The sequence below is a fragment of the Acidovorax sp. M14 genome (assembly GCF_049331375.1).
Taxonomy (GTDB): Bacteria; Pseudomonadota; Gammaproteobacteria; order Burkholderiales; family Burkholderiaceae_C; genus Acidovorax.
On sequence record NZ_CP186263.1, the window covers coordinates 51556 to 76417 of the forward strand.

The window sequence follows — 24862 nt, forward strand, 5'->3', positions numbered from 1 at the left end:
GGCTGTGCGCTGGCATGGCGGCAGCCCACGCGCAGTCCGACATCGCTGCCATGGCCGACCTGCCGCTGGAGCAACTCATGCAGATGCAGGTCACCACGGCCAGCCGCTATGAGCAGACGGCCCTGGAGGCCCCGGCGGCCGTGAGCGTGGTGACCGCCGATGACATCCAGCTGTTTGGCTACCGCACACTGGCCGACGTGCTGGCCAGCATGCGCGGGCTGTATGTGTCCTACGACCGCAGCTACCACTACCTGGGCACACGGGGTTTTGCCACGCCAGGCGACTACAACACGCGGGTGCTGCTGCTGGTCAACGGTGTGCGCTTCAACGACAACGTCTATGACCAGGCAAGCATCGGCACGGACTTTCCCATCGACCTGGACCTGGTGGAACGGGTGGAGTTTGTACCGGGCCCGGGGTCGGCGGTGTATGGGGCCAATGCTTTTTTTGGCGTGATCAACGTCATCACCCGCGATGGTCGCCAGCTGGGTGGGCCCCAGGTGAGCACCGAGGCCGGCAGCCATGGCTACGCCAAGCTGCGCTTCTCTGTCGGCGCTACCGATGCACAGGGAAGCGACTGGCTGATCGCAGCCACACGCTCCACCGCACGCGGGGCCGACCAGTACTACCCCGCGTTCGATGCGCCCGCCAGCCACCAGGGCGTGGCGCACGGCCTGGACTATGACCGCAGCACCCAGCTGTTCGCCCGCATGCGGCGCGATGGGCTGACGCTGACACTGGCCCATGGCGAGCGCACCAAGGGCATCCCGACGGCAGCTTTTTCGCAGGTTTTCAACGACCCGCGCTCGCGGTACATCGACACCAGCACGCGCATGGCTGCCGAATACACCGCGCAATGGCAGCCCACGCTGGCCTTCACTGCGCGCCTGCATGCAGGGCGCTACCAGTACGTGGGCGACTACGTGTACGACTACCCGCCCGTGACGGTGAACCGCGACGTCGGCACCGGCCAGTGGTGGGGCACAGAGTGGCAGTGGGTGAGCACGGCCTTCGCGCAGCACAAGCTGTCCTGGGGGCTGGACTACCGGCGCGATACCCGCATCGCACAGCGCAATGACGACCTGGACCCACCGGCGCAGTACCTCGACACACGCCGCAACGGCAATGTGCTGGGGGTCTATCTGCAGGATGAGTTTGCGCTGCGCCCCAACCTCACGCTGCACACCGGCCTGCGCTGGGGACAGCAGTCGGGCAGCGCGGGCGCCTTGCACCCCCGCTTGGGGCTGGTGTACTGGTGGGACGCTGCCACCGCCGTCAAGCTGCTGCACGGCACCGCCTACCGCCCGGCCAATGCCTACGAGCGCGACTACCGCGTGAACCTGCCCGGCGGTGTGGTGGATACCACCAACATCCGGTCCGAGCGTGTGCGCACCACCGAACTGGCCGTGGAGCATGCACCGACCGGGGCCACGCGCCTGCTGCTGACGGCGTTCCGGTCGGGGGTGAGCGACCTGATCTCGCTGGACAGCCTGGGCCACTCAGACCGCCTCACGTTCAACAACACCCGCACTGTCAAAGTGCATGGCCTGGAGGCCGAGGCCGAACAACGCTGGGCGGGCGGGCGGCGCCTGCGTGTGGCCTACGGATGGCAAAAGGCGCGGGACCCGTCAACGGACGCAGCGCTGACCAACTCGCCCCGGCACCTGCTCAAGCTGCAATGGTCCGACGTGCTGCACGCGCCTGCGGGCTGGGGCTGGAACCCGGGCCGCTACGCCATCGAGGCCATCGGCATCGGCCCGCGCAACACTGTGCTCAACGCCCGCCTGCCCGGGCATGTACTGACCCACGTGACCTATTCCACACGGATCGCGGACGTGGATGTATCGCTGGGGGTGTACAACTTGTTCAACCGCCGATATTCCGACCCCGCTTCGTTTGAGGTGCGGGAAGACGCGCTCCGGCAGGACGGGCGCACGTATCGCGTCAAGCTGACCTACGCGTTCTGAGCCATGGCCAACACCCAGCGATGGCATGCACTGCTGGCGATCTGCCTGTGGTGGGTGTGCGGGTTGGGCACCAGTGCAGCGCATGCCAATGAGCCCGTGGCCGACCTGGACCTCAAGGCCGCCTATATCTTCAACTTCATCCAGTTCATCGACTGGCCCGACAGCGATGGTGCGCCCGGCAATGACGTCACGGTGTGTGTATCTGCGTTCAGCCCGCTCAAGCGCGCCTTGACAGCCCTTGATGGCAAACAGGCCACCAAGGGCCGCACCGTCCGCGTGCGCTTGCTGGATCTGCCGGCGATTCGTGGCTGCCGCGTGCTCATCGTCCACAACGCGGAAGTGGAACCTGTTCTGCGGCTGCTGCGGACCCTGCCTCCATCCCACGGCATCCTCACGGTGTCGGACGAAATCACCTTTGTGAATCCCGAAATCGTCATCGCCCTGGCCCAGCAGGAAGGACGTGTGGTGTTCGGCATCAGCCCCGACGCCGCCAACAAGGCCGGCCTCGTCATCAGCTCACGGCTGCTGCGGCTGGCCAGGGGAGGCCGGTGAAAACACGCCCCTCTGAAGCCGGCACCGCAGCGCCCGCAAGCCCGGCGACACATCGCCTGCTGTCATCGCGCCTGGTAGTCACCGGCATCCTTGCCGCAGGCATGGCGCTACTGACCGTGGTGCTGGCGCTCACCGGCGTGGACTACTGGAGCACCCGCGCGTCCATGCTGCAAGACAGCCGGGTGGAAGCTGCCATCGTGGCCGACAACATCTCGGCGGCCGTGGTGTTCCGCGACACCAGCACCGCCAACGAAATGCTGGGCGCGCTGCGGTCATCGTCCATGGTGATCAGCGCCACGGTGTACGACAAGGATGGCGTGCTGTTCGCCCACTACGCGCGCGACCGCGACCCGGACTTTCCCACCACGCTGCGTGCCACGGGCTTGGATGGCGCCGCAGAGCGCGCAGGCTGGCACATGCTGGAGATCGCCAGGCCCATCGAGGCGTCTGGCAACACCTGGGGCACGCTGTACATCCGCAAATCGATGGCGGCCTTGTACATGCGCCTGGGTATCCGGTTTGGCACTGCCTTGCTGATCGCCATCTGCGTGATGGCCATGGCCACCGCCATGGTGCTGCGCAGCCGCGCAGCAGTGCGAGATGCAGAAAACCGCCTGCATGAGCTGGCCCACACCGACGCGGTCACCGGCATGGGCAACCGGCATGCATTCAACGAGAAGCTGGCCGCCGAGCTGCAGGGCGCACGTGGCGCAGGCTACCGGGTGGCGCTGGTGTACATCGACCTGGACAACTTCAAAACAGTCAACGACACCTTCGGCCATGCGGCGGGAGACGGGCTGCTGCGCCAGGTGGCCCGACGCCTGCAATCTGTGGTGCGCAGCACCGACACCATCTCGCGCCTGGGCGGCGACGAATTTGCGCTGATCCTGCGGCTGGACATGGATGATGCAGCGCTGGAGAAATACGCACAACGCATCGTCAGCGTTTTCCAGGCCGCTTACACCGAGGTCGGCCAGCAGGTGAATGTGACCTGCAGCGCAGGCATTGCCACGTTTCCGGACGATGCGATGGACATGGACGCGCTGGTGAGTAATGCCGACACCGCCATGTACCGCGCCAAGGAGATGGGCAAGAACCGCTGCGTGCGGTTTGATGCGTCGATGAACCTGGCGGTGGTGCGGCGCCAGGCCATTGAGCAGGCGCTGCGAGCCGAGCTGGAGCAGGGCACCGGTTTGGCACTGCACTACCAGCCCGTGTTCGCCGCCAATGACCAATCAATGGTGGGCGCGGAGGCGCTGCTGCGGTGGACGCACGCGGAGCTGGGGTCCGTGTCGCCGCTCGAAGCCGTGTCGGTGGCCGAGGACTGCGGACTCATTGCCCCGCTGGGCTACTGGGTGATGCGCACCGCCTGCCGCGACGCCGCGCAGTGGAAAGGGGGCCCGCCCCTGCGCGTGGCCGTGAACATCTCGGCACGGCAGCTGGGTGACCCACAGTTTCTGGAACGCGTGATGGACATCCTGCGCGAAGAGGGCCTGCCCGCGCACCTGCTGGAAATCGAGCTGACCGAAACCGTGCTGATGGAAAACATGGAGGCCGGCGCCCACACGCTGCACCGGTTGAGCCAGTTGGGTATTCACCTGGCCATCGATGACTTCGGCACCGGCTACTCATCACTTGCGTACCTGCGCCAGTTGCCCATGCGGCGCTTGAAGATCGACCGCAGCTTTGTCAAAGATTTGCCAGGGCAGGAGCACAGCCGCGCCATCGTCACAGCCATCGTCGCACTGGCACACAGCCTGGGTCTGCAGGTGACCGCCGAGGGCGTGGAAACGCAGGAGCAGGCCGACTACCTGGTGCGGCAAGGCTGCGATGTGCTGCAGGGCTATGTGTTTGCACGCCCCATGCCTGCGCCGCAGTTTCTGGCGCTGCAGGCGAGTGCATCGGCTTGATTCAGTCCACAGCGCCGTGGTAGCAGGGCGCCAGCTCGCGCACCTCTACCGTAGCCCACTCGGCGGCTGGGCATTCGCGGGCGATGGCAAGGGCTTCTTCGCGCGTGGCGCAGTCGATGAGAAAGAAGCCGCCCACCATTTCCTTGGTCTCGGCAAACGGCCCGTCGGTCAGGCGGGTCTGCCCATCGCGCACCTGCAGCCGTACGGCCTGCTCGGTCGAGGCCAGTGACTCGCTGGCGCGCAACAGGCCGCGGGCCTGCAGACCCTCCCCAAAACGCTGCATGCGGGCATAGGCCTCCTGGCCACCGGCCAGGCCCCGCTCGGCACGCTGGCCGTGGGGTTCCATGATGAGCAACAGGTAAGGCATGGGGTCTCCTGAATCGGGGCCGGTCGTGCCCACCCGCACGGACTGCGCCATCGGTGGGGACTGCAAAGGCGCCATGCTAACAGCCTCATTTGCTATATTTTCAATAGCTAATAGGGCAGGTGCGACCAGCGCCATCAGCAGATTTCATGCAGAGGGTTGCGCGCTGCAGCAGGGCTGTGCTATCTTCGTCCCCTATGCAACGCAGCATGCTCCTATCCACCCTATCGCTAGGTCTAGTGCCTGGCCGGGGTCTGCCTGCGTTCGCCACCCTCGTTGCCTGATTCGCTCAGCGCAACACCTGATCTCCCCCTGACCCCGGCCCGCGAACCAGCCTTTGCATACGCAAAGGGCTGCAGGGGATGTCATTCGTTTTGATTTCTTTCGATTCCGATTGACCCGTGCACTGCGCCTTGCTTTGTTGGCGCACTGCACACACCGTTCGTGGAGCCCCTCATGATTGCCAAGCCCGCCACCAAGTACCAGCCCATCGCCCCCATTGCGCTCGCCGACCGCCAATGGCCCAACCGCAGCATCACCCGCGCCCCCGTGTGGCTCTCCACCGACCTGCGCGACGGCAACCAGGCCTTGTTCGAGCCCATGAACGGCGAGCGCAAGATGAAGCTCTTTCACGAGCTGGTGCGCATCGGCTTCAAGGAGATCGAGGTCGGCTTTCCGGCCGCATCGCAAATCGACTTTGACTTTGTGCGCCGCCTCATCGACGAGAACCTGATCCCCAATGACGTGACCATCATGGTCATGACCCAGTCGCGCGAGGACCTGATTGCCCGCACGGTGGAAGCGGTGAAAGGCGCACCCCGCGCCATCGTGCATCTCTACAACGCCACCGCGCCCGCGTGGCGGCGCATCGTGTTCGGCATGAACGTGACGCAGGTGATGCAGCTCATCAGCCACCACGTGGGCTACCTCAAGCAGCTCACCGACGCGCAGCCCGAAACGCAGTGGACCTTGCAGTACTCGCCCGAGACCTTCAGCGCCACCGAGCTCAGCGTGTCGCTCAAGGCCTGCCAAACGGCGATTGCCGCGTGGAACGCCGGCCCTGGCCGCCCCATCATCATCAACCTGCCGACCACGGTGGAAAACGCCACACCCAACGTGTTTGCCGACCAGATCGAGTGGATGGACCGGCACCTCAGCCCCCGCGAGCACATCGTGCTGTCGGTGCACCCGCACAACGACCGGGGCACGGGCGTGGCGGCGGCAGAACTCGCGATGATGGCCGGCGCCGACCGCGTGGAAGGCTGCCTCTTCGGCAACGGCGAGCGCTGCGGCAATGTGGACATCGTGACCCTGGCGCTCAACATGTACACACAGGGCGTGCATCCCAACCTCGACTTCTCGGATATCACCTCGGTGGCGCGCATTGCCGAGGAATGCACGGCCTTGCCCGTGCACCCACGCCACCCCTACGCAGGCGACCTGGTGTTCACCGCGTTCTCAGGTTCGCACCAGGACGCGATCAAGAAGGGCTTTGCGGCGCAAGACCCGAACGCCTTGTGGGAAGTGCCGTACTTGCCCATCGACCCGGCAGACCTCGGCCGTACCTACGACAGCGTGATCCGCGTGAACAGCCAATCGGGCAAGGGCGGCATTGCCTTCTTGCTGGAGCGCGAACACGGCGTGGTGATGCCCCGCCGCATGCAGGTGGAGTTCAGCGCCGTGGTGCAGCGCCAGACTGACGCAAGCGAAGGCGAGATGACGGGCGATGCGCTGTGGGCACTTTTCCAGGGCACTTATCTGCAGGCCCCAGCACAGGCCGCCATCACCTGTCACAGCCACAGCATCGATGAAGACGGCCAGGGCATCGAGTTGGACGTGACCATCGACAGCACCCGGCAGACACTGCGCGGCCAGGGCAACGGGCCGATTGCCGCGACGGTGGACGCACTCGGCCTGCCACTGCGGGTGGATCACTACGAAGAACGCGCCACCGGCACGGGCGCCAACGCCCAGGCGCTGGCGATTGTGGAAGCGGCCATGGACGGCGTGGCGGGCTCCACCTTTGGCGCAGGCGCCAGCCACAACATCGTGACCGCCTCGGTGAATGCCATCGTGAGCGTGGCCAACCGGCTGATGGCACGGCGCACGGCGCCCCAAGCCGTGGTCGTGGCGTAAGCGACAGCCATATCAAAACGATAGCTGCTGGCGCTTGATGGACAAGCGCTGGCGGCACTTTGGGCCAATATCCCCTGGCGGCTGGTGGGGTAGGGCGCTGCGCGCCGCCCCATCCGTTACCCTTCGGTCCATGCGTGCTTTTCACCCCCTGGGCCTTGCTGCCGCCTGCACCGCCGCCCTGCTGGTGCTGGCCGGTTGCGGCACGTCGCGGCCTCCGTCACCTTCTTTCCCTCCATCGGCCTCGGCCCCTTCCCGCACCACGCCACCGCTCACCCCCGAGCAGGCGCACGACATCGCCATCCACGCGCTGGGCCTGGTGGGCACGCCGTACCGCTACGGCGGCAACACGCCAGACTCGGGTTTTGATTGCAGCGGGCTGATCGGCTACGTGTACCGCAACCAGGTGGGCACACCACCGCCGCGCACGGTGGCGCAGCTCAATACCTGGGGCTATCCCATCGACGGCAGCGAGCTGCGCGCGGGCGACCTGGTGGTGTTTGGCACGGGCCGCCAGCCCAGCCATGCGGGCATCTATGTGGGCGAAGGGCGGTTTGTGCATGCGCCGTCCACGGGCGGCACGGTGCGCATGGACCACCTGCAGTCGCGCCACTGGGCGCGGCAGAATGCGGCGTTCCGCAGACCTTGAATTCGGACACCCCCCTGAGCGGCTACGCCGCTTCCCCCCTCTCGCACCGCTGCGCGCTGCGGGCAGGGGGACGACGCACTCGCTGCGGGGCGGCCCTTGCTCTGCGTCTCTGGCCTGGGCCGCGCCGGTATCTGGCAGGTGGCCCAATTCGGCCTGTGACCGGGCTCCGCGACAATCGGGACCACCATGACCCACGCACACCGCTCCGCCACCCCCATCTCCACCCACGACACCACCCGCATTGATGACACGCGCATCAAGGCTGTGCGGCCGCTGATCACACCAGCGCTGCTGCAGGAATGGCTGCCCACGCCCGATGCGGCGCTGACCCTGGTCGAATCCAGCCGTGCCACCATTTCGCGCATCTTGCATGGGCAGGACGACCGGCTGGTCGTCGTGGTGGGGCCTTGCTCCATCCACGACCATGGCCAGGCCATGGACTACGCGCGCCAGCTCAAGCAGCAGGCGGACGCGCTGCAGAACGACCTGCTCATCGTGATGCGGGTGTATTTTGAAAAGCCGCGCACCACCGTGGGCTGGAAGGGCTACATCAACGATCCGCACCTCGATGGCAGCTTTGCCATCAACGAAGGGCTGGAGATGGCGCGTGCGCTGCTGCTGGATGTGCTGGCGCTGGGACTGCCGGTGGGCACCGAATTTTTGGACCTGCTCTCGCCGCAGTTCATCAGTGACCTGGTGAGCTGGGGCGCCATCGGCGCGCGCACCACCGAGAGCCAGAGCCACCGCCAGCTGGCCAGCGGGTTGAGTTGCCCCGTGGGTTTCAAAAACGGTACCGACGGCGGCGTGAAGGTGGCGAGTGACGCCATCCTGGCGGCCAGCGCCGCGCACGCCTTCATGGGCATGACCAAGATGGGCCAGGCCGCGATTTTTGAAACGCGCGGTAACCAGGACTGCCACGTGATCCTGCGCGGTGGCAAGCAGCCCAACTACAGCGCTGCCGATGTGGATGCGACCTGCGCTGTGCTCAAGGCCGCCGGCCTGCGCGAGCAGGTGATGATCGACGTGAGCCATGCCAACAGCAGCAAGCAGCACCAGCGCCAGATCACCGTGGCGGCAGAAGTGGCGCAGCAGATTGCCGCAGGCGACGCACGCATCACCGGCCTGATGATCGAGAGCCACCTGCAGGAAGGCCGCCAGGACATCGTGCCCGGTCAGCCGCTGGCGCAAGGCGTGTCGGTGACCGATGCCTGCATCAGCATGGCGCAGACCGTGCCAGTGCTCGAAGGGCTGGCGGCGGCCGTGCGGGCACGGCGCCAGAAAGCCTGACGGGCACCGCAGCAGCGGTCAGCCCCGGGGCGGGCGTGGGGCGCCGGTGTCGATGTTGCGCGCCGTGGCGAGCAGCGTGGCGCACAGCCGCTCCTGCCCCGCGGCATCCACCGCCCACACATCGGCCGCACAGACGGTGAGCAGGCGCCCCGCATCCACCACACGGCCGCGCGCCCGCAGGCATTCGCCCTGCGCGGGGGCCACAATTTTCAGGGTGGTGTCCACCGTGGCATTGGTCCAGCCGGGCGGCAACACACTGCCTGCCGCGGCCACCGCCGCAAAGTCGGCCACCGCAAACACGGCCGTGGCCTGCAACTGACCGGGGCGAAAGCTGAAGGCCTCGCTCACCGGTATCTCCACCTCCACCCGCCCGGGCTCGGCATGCACAAAGCGCAGCCCCAGCGTGCGGGCCATGGGCATGGCCAGCACCATGCCTTTCAAGGCTTCCATAATGGCTTGGGGTGGGTGGGACTCGGTATAGCTGGACTGGGGTGTCGGTGGAACAGTCATGGTGGTTGTCTCCTGCTGAGGGGGTTGTGCGGGCCCGAGGGCTAGGGCTTGCGGGCTGCCGGGCCGCGCACACGCGGCCAGGGCCTGGCGGGCGTGGTGGCTGGGCCCGAGCGGGTTTGCCGCGCCGCAGATGACGACCGCTGCGGCTGCTGGCGCAACGGGTTGCGCAACCAGGCCTGGTGCGCCTGCACCGTGGATTTTTGGGACTGCAGCGCAGCGATCTGTTGGTCGATGGCGTCCACACGTTCCTGCAAGGCCTGCACCATGTCATCAATGCCCAGGGTACCGGCGCGGTATTCGTCCAGGCGCAGCGCTATCTGCGGCAGGCTGAAGCCCAGCTGCCGCGACATGACAATGAACACCACCTCGCGCCGCATGCGGGCCGGGTAGTCGCGATAGCCGTTGGCCCGGCGGTCCGGGCGGATGAGGCCCAGCCGCTCGTAGTGGCGCAGCGCGTGGACGGACACCGAGGCCTGTTGTGCGAGTTCGGAAATCTGCATGGGGCCACGTTAGCAAGCCTCGCGTTGCGCGAAGGTTGCCTGGGTGACTGCGCAAGGTCAGAACACTGTGTTTTTTTGGGGCAAACCCCCATGGGCGCAGATCGCCAGCAAGGGCTGTGCGGTGTAGCATTCACACTCTTTGCCGCAGTGCCTGTGGCGCTGTGACCCTGAGCGCGCGGTGCAGCCGCATTGCACGCTCCCTCTACTGCCCGATTGCCTTGCCGACGCTACTCCGCCCCGCCACCCATGGCCTGGTCGCACTGACCAGGCTGGGCAGCTGCGTGCGCAGCGGCGCCACGGTGGACTGACCATGCCACCAGCGCAAGCCACCGCAGAGGCCGCACGGCTCCAGGCGCTGCAGTCTTACGCGATCCTCGACACCCCGACGGAAGACAGCTTTGACCAGCTGGCCACCCTGGCCGCGCGCGTGTGCCAGTGCCCTATGGCGGTGGTCAACTTCGTGGACAGCGACCGGCAGTGGTTCAAGGCCGCAGTCGGTGTGCCGTTCAGGGAGACCGAGCGCGCGATAGCGTTCTGCGCACATGCGCTGAGCGGCAGTCGCGAGCCGATGGTGGTTAACGACACGCACAAGCACCCGGTTTTTGCCCACAACCCGCTGGTCACGCAGGACCCCCATGTGCGCTTTTATGCCTGCGTGCCGCTGGTCACGCCCGAAGGGCAGGCGCTGGGCACGCTGGCGGTGTTGGACTCCATCCCCCGGCACATCGAGGCCGAGCAGCTGGAGGGCCTGCGCATACTGGCCGAGCAGGCCATGGTGCAGCTGGAACTGCGCCGCCAGAAGCAGGTGCTGGCCGACCTGGTGCAGCAGCGCGACAAGATGCACGCCGAGTTGCTGGCCCAGAGCGAGACCCTGCGCGTGGCCGGGCAGATGGCCCGCATTGGCGGCTGGATTGTGGAGCTGCCCAGCCTGCAGCTGAACTGGTCGCAGGAGATCGCCGCCGCCTTCGGCATTGCGGGGCGTGTGGGCTCGGTGGAACAGATCATGGAGCTGTACCTGCCCCCGCACCGGCAGGCCATGCAGGCAGCGTTTGAGAGCTGTATCCGCCACGGCACACCGTTTGACCTGGAAGCCGAACTCGTCACACCGGCAGGGCGGCATTTCTGGGTGCGCACCACCGGGCAGGCGGTGCGCGACGCTGACGGCCAAATCATGCGGGTTCAGGGGGCGTTTCAGGACATCTCGGCCCAGCACCAGGCCCGGCAGGCCCGCCGTGAAAGCGAAGAGCGCTTTCACCTAGTCTCACGCGCCACGGCCGACGCGGTGTGGGACTGGAACCTGCACACCGATGCCATGTGGTGGAACGAGGGCATGCAGACCCTGTTCGGCGTGCCGCTCGACCAGTTGCCGCCGGACAGCACCTCGTGGACCTTGCGGCTGCACCCCGATGACAGCGAAGAAGTGCTTGAAGGTATCCATGCCGCCATCGACGGCACGGCCAACCACTGGTCGGATGAGTACCGCTTTCGCCGCCAGGATGGCAGCTATGCCTGGGTGCTGGACCGGGGCTTCCTGATCCGCGACCTGCAGGGTAAGGCCGTGCGCATGGTGGGCGGCATGACCGACATCAGCGCGCAAAAGCTGGCCGACCTGGACGCCCAGCGCGACGCACAGAACCATGCCGAGCTGCTGCAGGTGCAGCAGCGCATCTCGTCGCTGGACATGCCGCTGCCTGAGGTGCTGCAGCTGGTGGCCAGCACCGTGCTGCGCCAGACCGAAGCGCGCGGCGCCATGGTGGAGCTGCTGCAAGGCCGCCAGCTGGTGGCGCAGGCGTCGGCCGGTGACCACGTGCGCCCGGTGGGCAACCTGCTGGCGGTGGACCAGAGCCTGCTCTGGCCCGCGCTCAGCAAGGGCCAGACCGTGGTGTGCAACGACACCGAGGCCGAGGGCTGGGACATGGCGTCGATGCCCCACCGCCACGGCGTGCGGTCGGTGATGGCGGTGCCGCTGCGCAGTGGCGACGCCATCGTCGGGTCGCTCAAGGTCACATCGGACAAGGTCAATGCGTTTTCACGCCGCGATGTGGCGCACCTGGAGATCCTGACCGAGTCGCTGGGTGCCATGGTGCAGCTGCGGCACGTGGCCGGGCAACTGCATGCGTCCGAGCAGCAATACCGCATGCTGTTTGACGAGCACCCGCATCCCATGTGGGTGTACGACCGCGAAACCCTGCAGCTGCAGGCTGTGAACCGATCGATGGAGCGCCACTACGGCTACACCGAGTCCGAGCTGCTGACCATGTCAATGCTGGATCTGTGGCCCGCTGACCGGCGCCCCAACGTCGAGGCCAACATCCGCGCCGTTCCGATGGACCAGCGCAACAAGCCCGTCATCAGCCGCCACATCAAGAAGGACGGCAGCTTCATGGATGTGGAGATCACGGCGGGCAGCATCAGCTTCAACGGGCGCCCGGCCCGCCAGGTGCTGGCCACCGACGTGACCGAACGCCTGCGCACCGAGCGCGAGCTGGCACGCATGGGCCGCGCCCAGCGCCTGCTGAGCGCGTGCAACGAGACCCTGGTGCGCGCCACGTCCGAGACCGCGCTGCTGCAGGCCATCTGCCAGATTGCGGTGGACATCGGCGGCTACCGCATGGGCTGGGTGGGGTTTGCCATGGACGATGAGCGCAAGTCCATCCGCCCGGTAGCCCATGCGGGCTACAACCAGAACTACCTGGAAAACCTGCACCTGAGCTGGTCGGCCGACGATCCCTATGGCCGGGGCCCGGCGGGCATTGCGGTGCGCACCGGCCAGCCGGTGATCGTGCAGGACATCCGCACCGAAGGGGACTTTGCTGATTGGACCGAGCGCATGCTGGAGCATGGCTTTCACGGGGTGATCTGCCTGCCGCTGCGCGAGCATGCGCGCGACCATGCACAAGAGCGCAGCTTTGGCCTGCTGTACCTGTACGCTCCCGACGTGCTGCAGATCAGCCCCGAAGAGGCCGCGCTGCTGCAGGAGCTGTCCAACGACCTGGCCATCGGCATCACCAGCCTGCGCGCGCACAAGGCGCAGCAGCGGCTGCAGGCCTCGGTGCTCAAGGTGGCGGCCGCCGTGTCGGCCAGCACGGGCACCGAATTTTTTGTGCAGCTGGTGCGCAACATGGCCGATGCGCTGGATGCGCAGGGCGGCTGCGTGGTGCGGCTGCTGCCGCAGTCGCAGGGCCAGGCGCCTCGGGTCGTCACGCTGGCGGCCGTGCTCGACGGCCAGATGCTGCCCAACGACGAATACAGCCTGGATGGCACACCGAGCCTGTTGCTGATGTCGCAGCGCACCCATGTGGTGACCGACAAGGTGCAGCAGCTGTACCCCGAAGCCCCCGTGCTGCGCGCGGTGGGTGCCCAGGCCTATGTGGGCCAGCAGCTGTGCAATGCCGACGGCGAGGTGGTGGGCATCGTCTTCGTGCTGTTCCGCCACGCGATTGCGGACACGGACTTCATCACCTCCACGCTGCAGATCTTCGCCTCGCGTGCGTCGGCCGAGATCGAGCGGCAGCTGGCCGACATCCGCATCCGCCACCAGGCCTCGCTGCTGGACAAGGCGCAGGACGCCATCCTGGTGCGCGACCTGGACCACCGCATCATCTTCTGGAACAAGAGCGCGGAGCGCCTGTACGGCTGGTCGCAGCTGCAGGCGCTGGGGCAGTCCATCGAGACGCTGCTGTACGAAGACCCCACGCACTTCCGTCACGCCACGCAAACGGTGCTGGAGCAGGGCGAGTGGACGGGCGAGATCGTGCAGCGCCACCGCGATGGCAGCACCATCGAGGTGGAAGGCCGCTGGACGCTGGTGCGGGGCGACGACGGCCAGCCTCAGTCCATCCTGGCCATCAACACCGATATCCGCCAGCGCAAGGCCAGCGAGCGCGAGATCCAGCGCCTGGCGTTCTACGACGCGCTCACCGGCCTGCCCAACCGCATGCTGCTCATGGACCGCATGCACCAGGCCCTGGCCACCGCGCAGCGGCGCCAGCAGGGCGGAGCGCTGCTGTTCATCGACCTCGACAACTTCAAGACCCTGAACGACACCCTGGGCCACGACCAGGGCGACCTGCTGCTGCAACAGGTGGCGCAGCGCCTGAACACCTGTGTGCGCAGCGTGGACACGGTGGCCCGGCTGGGGGGTGACGAGTTTGTGGTCATGCTGGAAGAACTCAGCCCCAAGCCGCACGAGCTGGCGCTGCACGCCCGGGGCGTGGGTGAAAAGATCCTGGCCATGCTGGCCGTGCCCTATGCGCTGCAGGGCTACCAGTACCGCAGTACGCCCAGCATCGGCATTGCGCCCTTCACCGGCGAGCGCACCACGGTGGGCGAGCTGCTCAAGCAGGCCGACCTGGCCATGTACCAGGCCAAGACGGCGGGCCGCAACACGCTGCGCTTTTTTGACCCCGACATGCAGGCCGTGGTCACGGCGCGCGCGGGGCTGGAAACCGACCTGCGCTCGGCGCTGATGCAGGAAGAGTTTTTGCTGCACTTCCAGCCGCAGATCCACCAGTCGGGCCGCTGCGTGGGGGTGGAGGCACTGGTGCGCTGGGCCCACCCGCAGCGCGGCATGGTGTCGCCCGCACAGTTCATCCCGCTGGCCGAAGAAACGGGTCTGATCCTGCCACTGGGCCGCTGGGTGCTGCACACCGCGTGCAAGCTGCTGGCCAGCTGGCAGAGCGACCCGGCCCTGTCGCACCTGACCATGGCCGTGAACGTGAGTTCGCGCCAGTTCCGCCATGCCAGTTTTGTGGACGACGTGGCCCGCGTGCTGGCCATCACCGGCGCACCCTCGGCCCAGCTCAAGCTGGAGCTGACCGAAAGCCTGCTGGTGGAAGACATGGAAACCACCATCGCCACCATGACCGCGCTGCGGTCGTACGGGGTGGGCTTCTCGCTGGACGACTTTGGCACGGGTTACTCCAGCCTGAGCTACTTGAAGCGCATGCCGCTCGACCAGCTCAAGATCGACCAGAGTTTTGTGCGCGACCTGCTGACCGACCCCAACGACGCCGCCATTGTGGACACCATCATCGGCCTGTCACGCAGCCTGGGGCTGGAAGTGATTGCCGAAGGCGTGGAAACGCCCGAGCAATGCGCGCTGCTGGCCCGCGCAGGCTGCCAGCTCTACCAAGGCTACCTGTTCAGCAAGGCGCTGTCGGTGGACGTTCTGGACAGCTTCCTGCGCACCTCGCAGGCATAAGTGGCGCCCGCCGGGTGTTCCCGGCCCTTGTCCACATCCCAAGCCCCTTAATAACCCCCTAACTCCCTTCTGAGGGCCTCAGGAGGCCCGTGAGCAGCCTGTGGGTCTGTTTCGGCCCCCCTTGGGTCTGCTTTTGCGCCCAAGGCCCTCCACGGCCTTCTGGGCGGTTCCAGATCGCATCTTGGATCCTGGGCCAGCACTGGTACGCCCGGCATGTGGGTGCGGCTTTCATCCACCCCTGCCGTTTGCGTGGACTCAGTTGTCCTCTGTCTTCTTCTTATGTCTTTTATAAATACATAGTCGTAGTAGTAGAGGGCGGCCCGGCGTGTGGACAACTGCATTTTTGCCAGCGCTGGCGCGCACTTAGCCCGTTGCCAACCCTGTGCACCCCGCCCTGCTCCCGTTGTCTCCCGAGCGGGGACAAAAGCGGTGCCACGCAGTTTTCTGTGGATAAGCCCCCGGTTGTGCCAAAACTATCCCCAGTTTTACGCACCGCGCGCATCGGTGGCAGGAAATGGGCCCAAAACGAAGGGGAGCGCCACGGCTTCGTGCCCTGAATGCTCATCAATTGATAGCAAATGAGGGAAACCATGCTCCTTCTCCTTGGCTGCAAGGGTTCGGACCAAGCCTGTGGGACAGGGTCATCCCCCTCTGGCTGAAGGCGGATGGGGTGCCCCAGGTGGCGGAAGCATTGCACCCGCTGGTGCGGCATGAAAGGCATCGCCCCCCACCAGCAACTTCTCTTTGTAGCCTCCAACGGAGTGAGCGATCCACCGGACAGGACCGCCCGGCCGAGCCGTTACTTCCCCATTCCGGCATCAATCGCCTGTCTGTCAGGTTGTCCAATCGGTCGATGGACCCGTCCCCGGAGGTGACAGGTGCCCGGATTGGGGGTTCTGGTTATTCTTTAAAGGCTTTATATATAAATAGCAGTAGTAGTAGAGAACGCCTGTTTGTGTGGACAAGCGCTTTTTCTTCAACGTTGACGCGCACTTGCGTCGCTGCAAAGTATGTGGGGCGGCGCGCGCAAAGTGCGGGGCTCGTCGACAACAACTTTCGGGCGGCGGCGTTTTGTGTGGATAACTGCCTGGTTGTGCCAAAAATGTGCCCAGGGTTATCCACAGCTACATGGGCTTGCGCTCCTTGGCTCGTCTCATGGCCCTGTAAGGCACCCTCAGCGCGGGACCGTCCAAGAAAAAACCCGGCGTTCTTTGTAGAACGCCGGGTTGGCAGGGATAGGAATGACAGAGGGATTTAAAACATTCCCCGGGTGGCGATAGGCTCCAGCGCCTGTCGCCCCAGTTCAGGGCTATGCCTTACTTGGCGGGCGCAGGCGTGGGGGCAGGGCCCGGACGGCCTTCGCCTCCGCGCATGCCGCCATGGTGGTCGCCATGCCCGTGGCGGCCCTCACCGCCCCGCATGCCACCCATGGGGCGGCCGCGGTGGGCTTGGGCATCAAAGGTCTTTTGCTGCTCGGGCGTCAACGTGGCGTAGAAGGCCTTGGTGGCCTCGCCGCGGCGGTCGGCTTCGGCGGCATGCTGGGCGCGCATTGCGCGCATGCGGTCGATGCGTTCCGGCGTGGTCAGCTTGTCCATGTCCTGGCGGTCCAGGCGGGCGGGACGTTCGCCGGGCTGCATGGCGGTGGTGAAGGTGGTCCAGGCCGATTCCTGGGCAGGGGTCAGCTTGAGCTGGGCTTTCAGGTCTGCCAGGCGCTTGGCATGGCGCTGTGCCATGTCGCCGTGGTGGCGTTCATGGCGGCCTTCGGCGGGGGCCTTGGGGGCTGCAGGCGCTGCGGGGGGTTGCTGGGCCAGCACAGGCAAGGCCATGGCGGCGAGCAGGGCAGTGGCGGCAATACGGTGGGAGAGGGGGTGAGAGAAACGGGAGGCCATGGTGGAAGTCCTTTCGCGGTGGTGAGCTCGCTGCAACGACCGTTTCAGCGATTGGAGTCCAGTGTCTGCCGCCCACGTATCGCCACCGTGCGTGTTGGGTGAGGCTGTGTAAAGTTGCGGCGAACGCTTGCAAAGCAGCCTGCAGCATCATTTGGGGCAAATATTGGACGATGCGCTGGTGCCATATGCCCCGATTGCTATTGATTGTGTAGCTTTTTCAGTCCCCCAAGGGCTGTCCGTGTCCCAGCGGCCCGGCGCCAGGGTGGCGACCGCCGACAATGGCGGGTTCTGTGTCCGTGTCGTTGTTCGCAGCGACCCCAACCAAAGGTTTTCCGTGTTCAAGAACATGATCGTGTACCGCATTGCTCCGCAATGGCAGGTCGAGTTGACGCAAGTGGAAGAAGCGCTGGCCAAGGCCCCTTTCCAGGAATGTGGCGCCACGCAGGAGAAGTCGCTGGGCTGGGTGCCCCCCCGGGGTGAATTGCATGGCCCCCTGGTCGAATCGGTGGGCGGGCAGTGGATCCTGCGCTTCATGGTCGAGACCAAGGTGCTGCCCGGCAGCGTGCTGGCGCGCAAGGTCAAGGAAAAGGCCGAACGCATCGAAAAGGAAACCGGCCGCAAGCCCGGCAAGAAGGAAAGCAAGGAGCTGAAAGACGAGGCCAAGCTGGACCTGCTGCCCATGGCCTTCACCAAGCAGGGCTCGATGTGGATCTGGATCGATACGGCCTCGCGCCTCTTGGTGCTGGACACGTCCAGCCAGGGCCGCGCCGATGAAGTGGTGACCCTGCTGGTCGAATCGCTGCCCGGCCTGTCGGTGTCGCTGCTCGACACCCAGACCAGCCCCCAGGCCGCCATGGCCCACTGGCTCAAGGAGCAGGAGCCGCCCGTGGGCTTCACGGTGGACCGTGAGTGCGAATTGAAAAGCGCCAACGAAGAAAAAGCCGTGGTGCGCTACGCCCGCCACCCGCTCGACATCGAAGAGGTGCAGGCCCACATCGACGCGGGCAAGCTGCCCACCAAGCTGGCACTCACCTGGGACGACCGCGTGAGCTTCATGCTCACCGAAGGCCTGCAGATCAAGAAAGTGTCGTTCCTCGACACCGTGTTTGAAGGCACCGAGGCGGACGACGGCGGCTTTGACACCGACGTGGCGATCGCCACGGGCGAACTGGTCAAGCTGATTCCGGACCTGATCGAGGCGCTGGGAGGGGACTCGGAGAGTGGGGTGGCGAGTGCAGCGCAGGCCGTGGCCAGCGACCGGGCGGAAACCGCTCCAGCGGCATCACGGCCACCGATGGCCGCAGAAGTACCCTCTGCCCCGGCGCGCAAAGTGGCTGGGGGTGGGGTGGTGACTGGTCCCCGCGAAGTGCCCGTCGATACCGACCCGGAATCGGCACCGTTCTGACACCGCGGCCCGCCGGGCCATGGTGGCTTCAGCGGCTGCGGCCGCAGGCGGCATCCACCAACGCCGCCAGCTCACGTACATAGGTGTCTTCAATGCCCAGCACCTCGCACTGCTGCACCAGCTGCTCCAGATAGTCCCGGTTGCTGCCAATGCGCCCGCAGGCGGTGGCAATGGTTGTGGCCGTGGCCTGCAGGGACAGATTGGCCCGGTAATGGGTATGGGCTGTGTTGGCGACCAGTACCAGCGCCTGCACCTCGCCCTGGGGCGTTGGCAGGGGCAGCAGTTGCGGGCAGTAGGCGCCGGTGATCATCTCGCGCCGCCACAGCATGCGGGACTCGTCCTCCACCAGCGGCGCCGGGATGCGGAATGCCAGGCCCTCGCAGCCCTGTGGGTCTTCGTCGCCCGTGCGCTGCAAGGTCAGCACCAGGCCCGGGCAATCGGGGGTGCCCCGGCCGATGGTGGTGCTCAAGGCAAAACGGCGTGCAAAGCCGGGCAGGCAGGCGCGGCGCACTTCGCCAAAGTGAAAGCCTGGGTTCCACATCAGCGAGCCATAGGCAAACACCCACAGATCCTGCTGCTGGGCCGTGATGGCGGCAAGCACCTCGCGGCGGGATTGTTCGACCTTGTGGTCTGGCAAGCGCCAGTGGGCGGGCAGGCCCTGGCAGCGCGCCTGGGCGTCCCATTCGGCCAGCACCTCATCGGTAAGGCGCAGGCCCGAGGCATGGGCGGGGGTCAGCCGGCCTTGCAGTTCGGGCAGGTGGAGGAAGGCGTTGTCGGGGGTCATGGGGGGCAGTTCCGTGCGCTGGTGGAGCGTCACGCGTCTTAACGCCGCGCCAGGTCAAACACCAGCACCTCGGCATCATGGCCGTCGTGCAGGGTCAGCGTGGTTTCGCCGTCCAGCAGGGCGCCATCGCCACCAGACAGTGCGATGCCGTTGACCTGCAGCGCCCCGCGCGCTACGTGCACATAGGCCAGGCGTTCAGGGTTCAGCACTTGGGTGGCAGTTTCGCTGCCGTCCAGCAGGCCTGCCCAGATGGAGGCGTCGGCGTTCATGCTTACCGAGCCGTCCTCTCCCCGGCGCGACGCAATGCGCACCAGGCGGCCCCGGCGGTCTGCGGGCGGGAAGTGTTTTTGTTCGTAGCTGGGGCGTATGCCGGTGAACAGCGGCTTGATCCAGATCTGCAAAAAATGGGTGGGCTGGTCGGGCAGCGCATTGAATTCGCTGTGGCGCACGCCCCAGCCTGCGCTCATGCGCTGTACGTCGCCCGGGTGCAGGATGCCGGTGGGAGCCTCCGCCGAATCAGCCCCTGGCGCCCCCGAGGCCGCTGGGCCGCCAGGTTGTTGGCCGGTGCGTTCGTGCAGGTTGTCCTGGTGGGCCAGGGCGCCGTCGAGCACATAGCTCACGATCTCCATGTCGCGGTGCCCGTGTGTGCCAAAGCCTTTGCCGGGCGCCACCGTGTCGTCGTTGAGCACCAGCAGGTTGCCATGGCCCTGGTGGCGCAGGTCGAAGTAGTCGCCAAACGAAAAGCTGTGGGCGCTGTGCAGCCAGCCGGTGGAGGACCGGCCCCGTTCGGAGGAGGGGCGGACGGTGATCATGGGGATTTGTCTTTTGCGCACCCAGTGGTGACACTGCGTGAACTGTAGACGGCCTCGGCGCCGGCATAAACCCGGGGCGGGCAAACGGAGTGTTCTGGAATCGTAACCAATGCCCGCGCAGGGCGGCCGTGGCGCAACAGGGGTTGTGAAGGAGGACCGTCGGATTACCGCCCCACAAACTGCGGGCTCTGGCGCTGGTGAAACGCCTCTACCCCCGCACGGAAGTCTTCGGTGCCTGCACAGTGCACAAAGGCGTCCTTTTCAGCGGCCAGTTGTTCGGGCAGCGTGTGGTCCATCGACGTGCGCATCAGGCGCTTCATGGCGCCGTAGGCCAGCGTGGGGCCGTTGGCCAGGCGCTGGGCGAGGGTGGCGGTGGCGCTGTCCAGCTCGGCGCCGGGCACCACGCGGTTGACGAGGCCCAGGCGCAGGGCATCGTCGACCGTGAAGGCTTCGCCCAGCAGCGCAATCTCCAGCGCCTGGCGCACCCCTACGATGCGTGGCAAGGCCCACGAGGCACCCACGTCGCAGCTGGTGCCCAGGTTGATGTAAGCCAGATTGAAGCGCGTGCCTTCGGCAGCGATCACATAGTCGGCCATCAGCACCAGGCTCAGGCCGGCACCGGCAGCGGCGCCATGCACCTGGGCAACGACCGGCGCATTCATCTGCGTGAGCAACTGCAGCGCGGTATTGAGCGGCGTGAGGATGTCGATGGCGCCCTGCACCGGATCGGCGCGCAGCGTGGCCAGGTCGCCCCCGGCCATGAAGCCCCGGCCGTTGCCACACAGCACCACGGCGCGTACACCGGGGTCGGATGCAACGGTCTGCACAGCGGTCAGAAAGGCATTGGCCATGGGCACATCGATGGCGTTGAGCGCCTCGGGCCGGTTGAAGCGGAGCGTGGCGATGGCGCCGTTGCGCTCCAGCAGCAGGGTCTGCTGTGGGGCGGGCGCGGACGGTGCATTGGAGGATGCTGCAGGGTCTGTGGCGGTATTTTTCATGTCCAATCCGCTTCAAGCGCTAGTGGATATTGCGCTATCAGCTCCTGTTTTGATAGTAAATGGATTCCAACGCGCCAAGCCCTGGGCTATTGGTACAGCGCCTCGATCTCGGCCGCATAGGTTTTGTAGATGCTTGCGCGGCGCACTTTCATCGTTGCGGTCACCTCGCCGTCGTCGTGGTCCAGTTCCTTAGTGAGCAGGTGGAACTTGCGGATCTGCGAGACCTGCGCGAGGCGCTGGTTGCCCTGGTTGATTTCGGCGTCAATGAGACCGCGCACCTCCGGGTGTTCCACCAGCGAGCGGTAGTGCGTGAACGGAATGCGCCGCGCCTCGGCCCACTTGCCCACGGTCTCGTAGTCGATCATCACCAGTGCACCGACAAACTTGCGCGCCTCGGCCACGATGATGCATTCCTTGATGAAGGGGCTGCCCTTCATCGTGTTCTCGATTTCGGACGGCGTGAGGTTCTTGCCGCCGGCCGTGATCATGATGTCTTTCAGGCGATCCACGATCTTGATCTGGCCCTGCTCTTCGCGCACCACATCGCCCGTGTGCAGCCAGCCGCCCACGATGCTGCTGGCCGTGGCTTCGGGGTTCTTGTAGTAGCCCGCAAACACCATGTCGCCTTTGAGCTGCAGTTCGCCGGTGTCGGCAATGCGGTGCGTGACACCTTTCGTGGGCACGCCCACGGTGCCCACCACCACATGGTCCAGACGGTGGCCCGTGACCATACCGGTGGATTCGGTCAGGCCATACACCTCGATGAGCGGCACGCCCAGCACGCGGAAGAAGCGCACCACGTCGGGCGGAATGGGTGCGGCGCCGGTGAGTGCCACATGGGCATTGCGCAGGCCAATGAAGTTCTGCAGCGCGCGGAACACCAGCCAGTAGCTGGCGGCATACGTGAGCTTGTCGGCAGTGCTCCAGGCACTGCGCGGCTTCTCAGCCAACGGCTTGCAGGCGTTGTAGGCCTTGTGGAACAGCGCGCGGCGCAGGCCACCGGTCTCTTGCAGCTTGATGTGGATGGCGGCGTGCAGCTTTTCCCAGATGCGCGGCACGCCCAGGAACATGGTGGGTGCGACCTCGCGCAGGTCTTCCTGCACCGTGCGGATGGACTCGCCAAAGTTCACCTGCGAGCCGATGTACACCGGCACAAAGCTGGTCAGCATCTGCTCGGCCACATGGCACAGCGGCAGATACGACAGGTGCGTGGTCTCGCGCGACAGCTCCAGCCGGTCCACGATGCCAGGCACCACGCCCCGGATGTTGCGGTACGAAATCATCGCGCCCTTGGGCTTGCCGGTGGAGCCCGAGGTGTAGATCATCAGGCCCACATCGTCGAGCCGCTGGCGCGCCAGGGCATCGTCGATGATGGCCTGCTGGCCCGACGCCGCGCCCAGCTGCTCGACCTCGTCAAACGTGGTGATGAACTGGCGCACCTCGGGCGCAAAGCTGCGCAGGCCCTTGGTCTCCATGACCACGATCTTTTTCAGGCGCGGCAGATCGGGCAGCGCGGCCAGCAGCTTGTCGGTCTGCTCCTGGTCTTCGCAGACCATGATCTCGATGTCGGCATGGCCGACCACATAGGCCACTTCGTTGGTGGGGCTGGTGGGGTACACACCCACGGTCACGGCGCCCACCAGGCCCGCGCCCATCTGGGCCAGCACCCATTCGATGCGGTTCTCGGAGATCACGCCCACATGCCCGCCCGCAGGCAGGCCCAGAGCGCGCAGACCCAGGCCGAAGTGACTGGCACGCTGGTGGTACTGCGCCCAGGTGAAGGGCTTCCAGATGCCGAAGTCCTTTTGCCGGATGGCTATGCGCTGCGCGTCGGTGCGTGCGCGCTCGCGCAGCATCTGGGGCAGGGGGAGGTCGGGAAGTGTGCTCATGACAGCCAGCGTTTGCGACGCTTGTAGTGCTTGATGTCCTTGAAGCTCTTGGCCTCGCCACCACCGCCCATGCCCAGATAGAACTCGCGCACATCGGGGTCGTTGGCCAGGCGCTCGGCCGTGCCGTCGATCACGATCTTGCCGTTCTCCATGATGTAGCCCCGGTGCGCCACGGCCAGGGCCACGGTGGCGTTCTGCTCCACCAGCAGCATGCTGGTGCCCCGCTCGGCATTGATGCGCGCGATGATGGTGAAGATGTCTTCGACCAGCTTCGGAGAAAGGCCCAGCGAGGGCTCGTCGAGCAGGATGAGCTGGGGCTGCGCAATCAGCGCGCGGCCAATGGCCAGCATCTGCTGTTCGCCGCCCGACAGGTACCCGGCCAAGCCTTTGCGCCGCTCATGCAGACGCGGAAAGTAGCTGTAGACCAGGTCGAAATCCGGTGTTGCGTCCTTGCGGCCCGTGAGCGCATAGGTCGCGGCCACCAGGTTTTCTTCGACCGTGAGGTCTTCAAAAACGCGGCGGCCTTCCATCACGTGGCTCAGGCCGTTGCGCACCAGCTGCTGCGGCGCCAGGGCCGCCGTGGGCTGGCCATTGAAGTGGATGCTGCCGCTCTCCACCGTGCCATCTTCGAGCGCCAGCAGCCCCGACACCGCTTTGAGGGTGGTGCTTTTGCCCGCCCCGTTGCTGCCCAGCAGCGCCACGATCTGCCCACGTGGCACGGCCAGCGACAGGCCGCGCAGGGCCTGCACCACCTTGTTGTAGATGACCTCGATGTTGTTGACTTCGAGGACGTTGGCCGGGGTTGGCTGGGTCATGGCAAAGGCGGGGTCAGAGCTTGATCCAGTCAGATGCGGCCACCATTTTTTGCGCCTTCATGTCGGCGCGGTACACGCGTCCCACGGGGATGGAGTTGCCACTGATGGTGATCGGCACGCCGATCAGCCCGCCCGTGTCGAAGTCCTTGATGGAGTTGAGCGCGGCCTTGAGGTTGGGGCCGGTGAGCGGTTTGCCCGCATCCAGGCAGCGCTTGGCCGATTCGGTGAACAGCATGGCGGCCAGGAAGCCCTGGATGTAGGCCGTGCTCTGGTACTCGGGCCGCAGGGCGCGAATCTTCTCCAGCATGGGCGCCTTCTCGGTGTCGTAGTAGTAGCGGTAGGGCATCACACCCATGAAGCCGTCGGCGGCGTCGCCCATCTTCATGACGGTGGAGCTGTCCATGGTCCAGAAGGTGCCCATCCACTTGCTGGTCATGCCCTGCTGCTTGCCCTGGGTGATGAACTCAGGGATGGGCGCGAGGATGTAGCCGTGAAAGATGGTGTAGTCGGGCGCTGCGCGGCGCAGCTTGATGACCTCGGTGGACACATCCACGCTGCCGGCGGGCGTCATGATCTTGATGGGCACCGACAGGCCCAGCTGCTTGGCCATGGCTTCGCTGGACTCGATGGGGTCGCGGCCAAATTCCGAATCGGAGTACACGAAGGCCACCTTGGCACCGGGCTTTTCCTTGGCAATGTGCTTGAGCAGGATGCCGAACATTTCGGTGTAGTCGGGGCCCACGAGGAACTGGTTGGGGTACTTCTTGGGGTCGTTGAGTTCGGTGGCAAACGACGCGCCGGCCATCAGGATGTTGCCGTTGCGGTCCAGCTCGGGGTTGATGGTCTTGGAGAAGCCCGTGGAGTCGCCGTAGTACAGGTTGACCTTGTTCTGGCTGGTGATCTTCTTGAACGCAGCCACCGACACATCGACCTTGTAGCCCGTGTCTTCGGGCACGTACTTGACCTTGCGGCCCTTGATGCCGCCCGCATCGTTGAGCATCTTCACGTAGTCGCCCATGCCCGCGTTGATGCCCACGCCCGCAAACGCGAACACGCCGGTGAGCGGGATGGAGCCGCCGATCACGATCTCTTCGGCGCCTTGGGCCAGCACCGACAGCGGGCTGGTGAGGGCTGCGGCACCAGCGGCTCCGAGCAAGAGTTGGCGGCGCTGGAAGGAAGTGCGTTGTGTGTCCAT

18 protein-coding genes are annotated in these 24862 nt (G+C 65.9%); 8 read left to right on the forward strand and 10 right to left on the reverse strand.

The genetic code is table 11. From position 1 onward, the window contains the following. Window positions 1–14: 14 nt before the first annotated feature. The 3 genes from ACOYR4_RS00260 to ACOYR4_RS00270 are packed head-to-tail and all read left to right on the forward strand — an operon-like array spanning window position 15 to window position 4429. On the forward strand, window positions 15–1967 hold the full coding sequence (locus ACOYR4_RS00260) for a TonB-dependent receptor plug domain-containing protein (RefSeq protein WP_310045863.1): 1953 nt from the start codon (window positions 15–17) through the stop codon (window positions 1965–1967). 3 nt (window positions 1968–1970) lie between these two features. Further along, entirely contained in the window at window positions 1971–2519 is a 549-nt protein-coding gene (locus ACOYR4_RS00265) for a YfiR family protein (protein WP_209816696.1), read from the forward strand. Then, on the forward strand, window positions 2516–4429 hold the full coding sequence (locus ACOYR4_RS00270) for a putative bifunctional diguanylate cyclase/phosphodiesterase (protein ID WP_422848263.1): 1914 nt from the start codon (window positions 2516–2518) through the stop codon (window positions 4427–4429). Before ACOYR4_RS00265 ends, ACOYR4_RS00270 begins: the two co-directional genes overlap by 4 nt. Before the next feature lies 1 nt (window position 4430). Here the strand turns inward: ACOYR4_RS00270 and ACOYR4_RS00275 are convergent, their stop codons facing one another. Then, a complete protein-coding gene (locus ACOYR4_RS00275) occupies window positions 4431–4796 on the reverse strand; it encodes a YciI family protein (RefSeq protein WP_060986763.1) in 366 nt (121 codons plus the stop codon). Between the two features lie 453 nt (window positions 4797–5249). On the opposite strand from ACOYR4_RS00275, the gene leuA reads away from it, so the two are divergent. The 3 genes from leuA to ACOYR4_RS00290 all read left to right on the forward strand — a co-directional run bounded on the left by leuA (window position 5250) and on the right by ACOYR4_RS00290 (window position 8862). Continuing rightward, entirely contained in the window at window positions 5250–6929 is a 1680-nt protein-coding gene (gene leuA / locus ACOYR4_RS00280; RefSeq protein ID WP_422848264.1) for a 2-isopropylmalate synthase, read from the forward strand. A 130-nt stretch (window positions 6930–7059) separates the two neighbouring features. Next, complete coding sequence (locus ACOYR4_RS00285) at window positions 7060–7575, forward strand: C40 family peptidase (protein ID WP_060986765.1); 516 nt, start codon at window positions 7060–7062, stop codon at window positions 7573–7575. A gap of 186 nt (window positions 7576–7761) precedes the next feature. Continuing rightward, complete coding sequence (locus tag ACOYR4_RS00290) at window positions 7762–8862, forward strand: 3-deoxy-7-phosphoheptulonate synthase (RefSeq protein WP_422848265.1); 1101 nt, start codon at window positions 7762–7764, stop codon at window positions 8860–8862. An 18-nt stretch (window positions 8863–8880) separates the two neighbouring features. Here the strand turns inward: ACOYR4_RS00290 and ACOYR4_RS00295 are convergent, their stop codons facing one another. Beyond that, entirely contained in the window at window positions 8881–9312 is a 432-nt protein-coding gene (locus ACOYR4_RS00295; RefSeq protein ID WP_015011881.1) for a PaaI family thioesterase, read from the reverse strand. 101 nt (window positions 9313–9413) lie between these two features. Further along, the gene (locus ACOYR4_RS00300) at window positions 9414–9872 is read right to left on the reverse strand and encodes a MerR family DNA-binding transcriptional regulator (protein ID WP_422848266.1); all 459 of its coding nucleotides are present in this window, start codon (window positions 9870–9872) and stop codon (window positions 9414–9416) included. A gap of 310 nt (window positions 9873–10182) precedes the next feature. On the opposite strand from ACOYR4_RS00300, the gene ACOYR4_RS00305 reads away from it, so the two are divergent. After that, a complete protein-coding gene (locus tag ACOYR4_RS00305; protein WP_110960621.1) occupies window positions 10183–15075 on the forward strand; it encodes an EAL domain-containing protein in 4893 nt (1630 codons plus the stop codon). Between the two features lie 1316 nt (window positions 15076–16391). On the opposite strand, the gene ACOYR4_RS00310 is transcribed toward ACOYR4_RS00305, so the two are convergent. After that, window positions 16392–16964, reverse strand: a complete 573-nt coding sequence (locus ACOYR4_RS00310) for a Spy/CpxP family protein refolding chaperone (RefSeq protein ID WP_422848267.1) — start codon at window positions 16962–16964, stop codon at window positions 16392–16394. A 334-nt stretch (window positions 16965–17298) separates the two neighbouring features. Between ACOYR4_RS00310 and ACOYR4_RS00315 the strand changes: the two genes are divergently transcribed. Then, window positions 17299–18369: a recombination-associated protein RdgC gene (locus tag ACOYR4_RS00315; RefSeq protein WP_422848268.1), complete on the forward strand. Its 1071-nt coding sequence runs from the start codon at window positions 17299–17301 to the stop codon at window positions 18367–18369. 28 nt (window positions 18370–18397) lie between these two features. Here the strand turns inward: ACOYR4_RS00315 and ACOYR4_RS00320 are convergent, their stop codons facing one another. From ACOYR4_RS00320 to ACOYR4_RS00345, 6 genes are all read right to left on the reverse strand, one after another. Then, a complete protein-coding gene (locus ACOYR4_RS00320) occupies window positions 18398–19153 on the reverse strand; it encodes a gamma-glutamylcyclotransferase (protein WP_422848269.1) in 756 nt (251 codons plus the stop codon). Between the two features lie 38 nt (window positions 19154–19191). Further along, complete coding sequence (locus ACOYR4_RS00325; protein WP_422848270.1) at window positions 19192–19965, reverse strand: pirin family protein; 774 nt, start codon at window positions 19963–19965, stop codon at window positions 19192–19194. A 164-nt stretch (window positions 19966–20129) separates the two neighbouring features. After that, window positions 20130–20963 (reverse strand): enoyl-CoA hydratase/isomerase family protein, encoded by an 834-nt coding sequence (locus ACOYR4_RS00330; RefSeq protein ID WP_422848271.1) that lies wholly within the window; start codon window positions 20961–20963, stop codon window positions 20130–20132. A gap of 86 nt (window positions 20964–21049) precedes the next feature. Beyond that, window positions 21050–22852, reverse strand: coding sequence for an AMP-dependent synthetase/ligase (locus tag ACOYR4_RS00335; protein WP_422848272.1), 1803 nt, complete (start codon window positions 22850–22852; stop codon window positions 21050–21052). Continuing rightward, window positions 22849–23667: an ABC transporter ATP-binding protein gene (locus ACOYR4_RS00340; RefSeq protein ID WP_057271180.1), complete on the reverse strand. Its 819-nt coding sequence runs from the start codon at window positions 23665–23667 to the stop codon at window positions 22849–22851. Before ACOYR4_RS00340 ends, ACOYR4_RS00335 begins: the two co-directional genes overlap by 4 nt. Before the next feature lie 13 nt (window positions 23668–23680). Beyond that, window positions 23681–24862, reverse strand: a complete 1182-nt coding sequence (locus tag ACOYR4_RS00345; RefSeq protein WP_422848273.1) for an ABC transporter substrate-binding protein — start codon at window positions 24860–24862, stop codon at window positions 23681–23683.

Coding starts and splice junctions, on each gene's coding strand:
- ACOYR4_RS00265 (WP_209816696.1), top strand. CDS start 1,971: ATGGCCAACACCCAGCGATGGCATGCACTGCTGGCGATCTGCCTGTGG.
- ACOYR4_RS00335 (WP_422848272.1), bottom strand. CDS start 22,852: ATGAGCACACTTCCCGACCTCCCCCTGCCCCAGATGCTGCGCGAGCGC.
- ACOYR4_RS00330 (WP_422848271.1), bottom strand. CDS start 20,963: ATGAAAAATACCGCCACAGACCCTGCAGCATCCTCCAATGCACCGTCC.
- ACOYR4_RS00320 (WP_422848269.1), bottom strand. CDS start 19,153: ATGACCCCCGACAACGCCTTCCTCCACCTGCCCGAACTGCAAGGCCGG.
- ACOYR4_RS00290 (WP_422848265.1), top strand. CDS start 7,762: ATGACCCACGCACACCGCTCCGCCACCCCCATCTCCACCCACGACACC.
- ACOYR4_RS00340 (WP_057271180.1), bottom strand. CDS start 23,667: ATGACCCAGCCAACCCCGGCCAACGTCCTCGAAGTCAACAACATCGAG.
- ACOYR4_RS00310 (WP_422848267.1), bottom strand. CDS start 16,964: ATGGCCTCCCGTTTCTCTCACCCCCTCTCCCACCGTATTGCCGCCACT.
- ACOYR4_RS00285 (WP_060986765.1), top strand. CDS start 7,060: ATGCGTGCTTTTCACCCCCTGGGCCTTGCTGCCGCCTGCACCGCCGCC.
- ACOYR4_RS00295 (WP_015011881.1), bottom strand. CDS start 9,312: ATGGAAGCCTTGAAAGGCATGGTGCTGGCCATGCCCATGGCCCGCACG.
- ACOYR4_RS00345 (WP_422848273.1), bottom strand. CDS start 24,862: ATGGACACACAACGCACTTCCTTCCAGCGCCGCCAACTCTTGCTCGGA.
- ACOYR4_RS00300 (WP_422848266.1), bottom strand. CDS start 9,872: ATGCAGATTTCCGAACTCGCACAACAGGCCTCGGTGTCCGTCCACGCG.
- ACOYR4_RS00275 (WP_060986763.1), bottom strand. CDS start 4,796: ATGCCTTACCTGTTGCTCATCATGGAACCCCACGGCCAGCGTGCCGAG.
- leuA (WP_422848264.1), top strand. CDS start 5,250: ATGATTGCCAAGCCCGCCACCAAGTACCAGCCCATCGCCCCCATTGCG.
- ACOYR4_RS00325 (WP_422848270.1), bottom strand. CDS start 19,965: ATGATCACCGTCCGCCCCTCCTCCGAACGGGGCCGGTCCTCCACCGGC.
- ACOYR4_RS00260 (WP_310045863.1), top strand. CDS start 15: ATGGCGGCAGCCCACGCGCAGTCCGACATCGCTGCCATGGCCGACCTG.
- ACOYR4_RS00305 (WP_110960621.1), top strand. CDS start 10,183: ATGCCACCAGCGCAAGCCACCGCAGAGGCCGCACGGCTCCAGGCGCTG.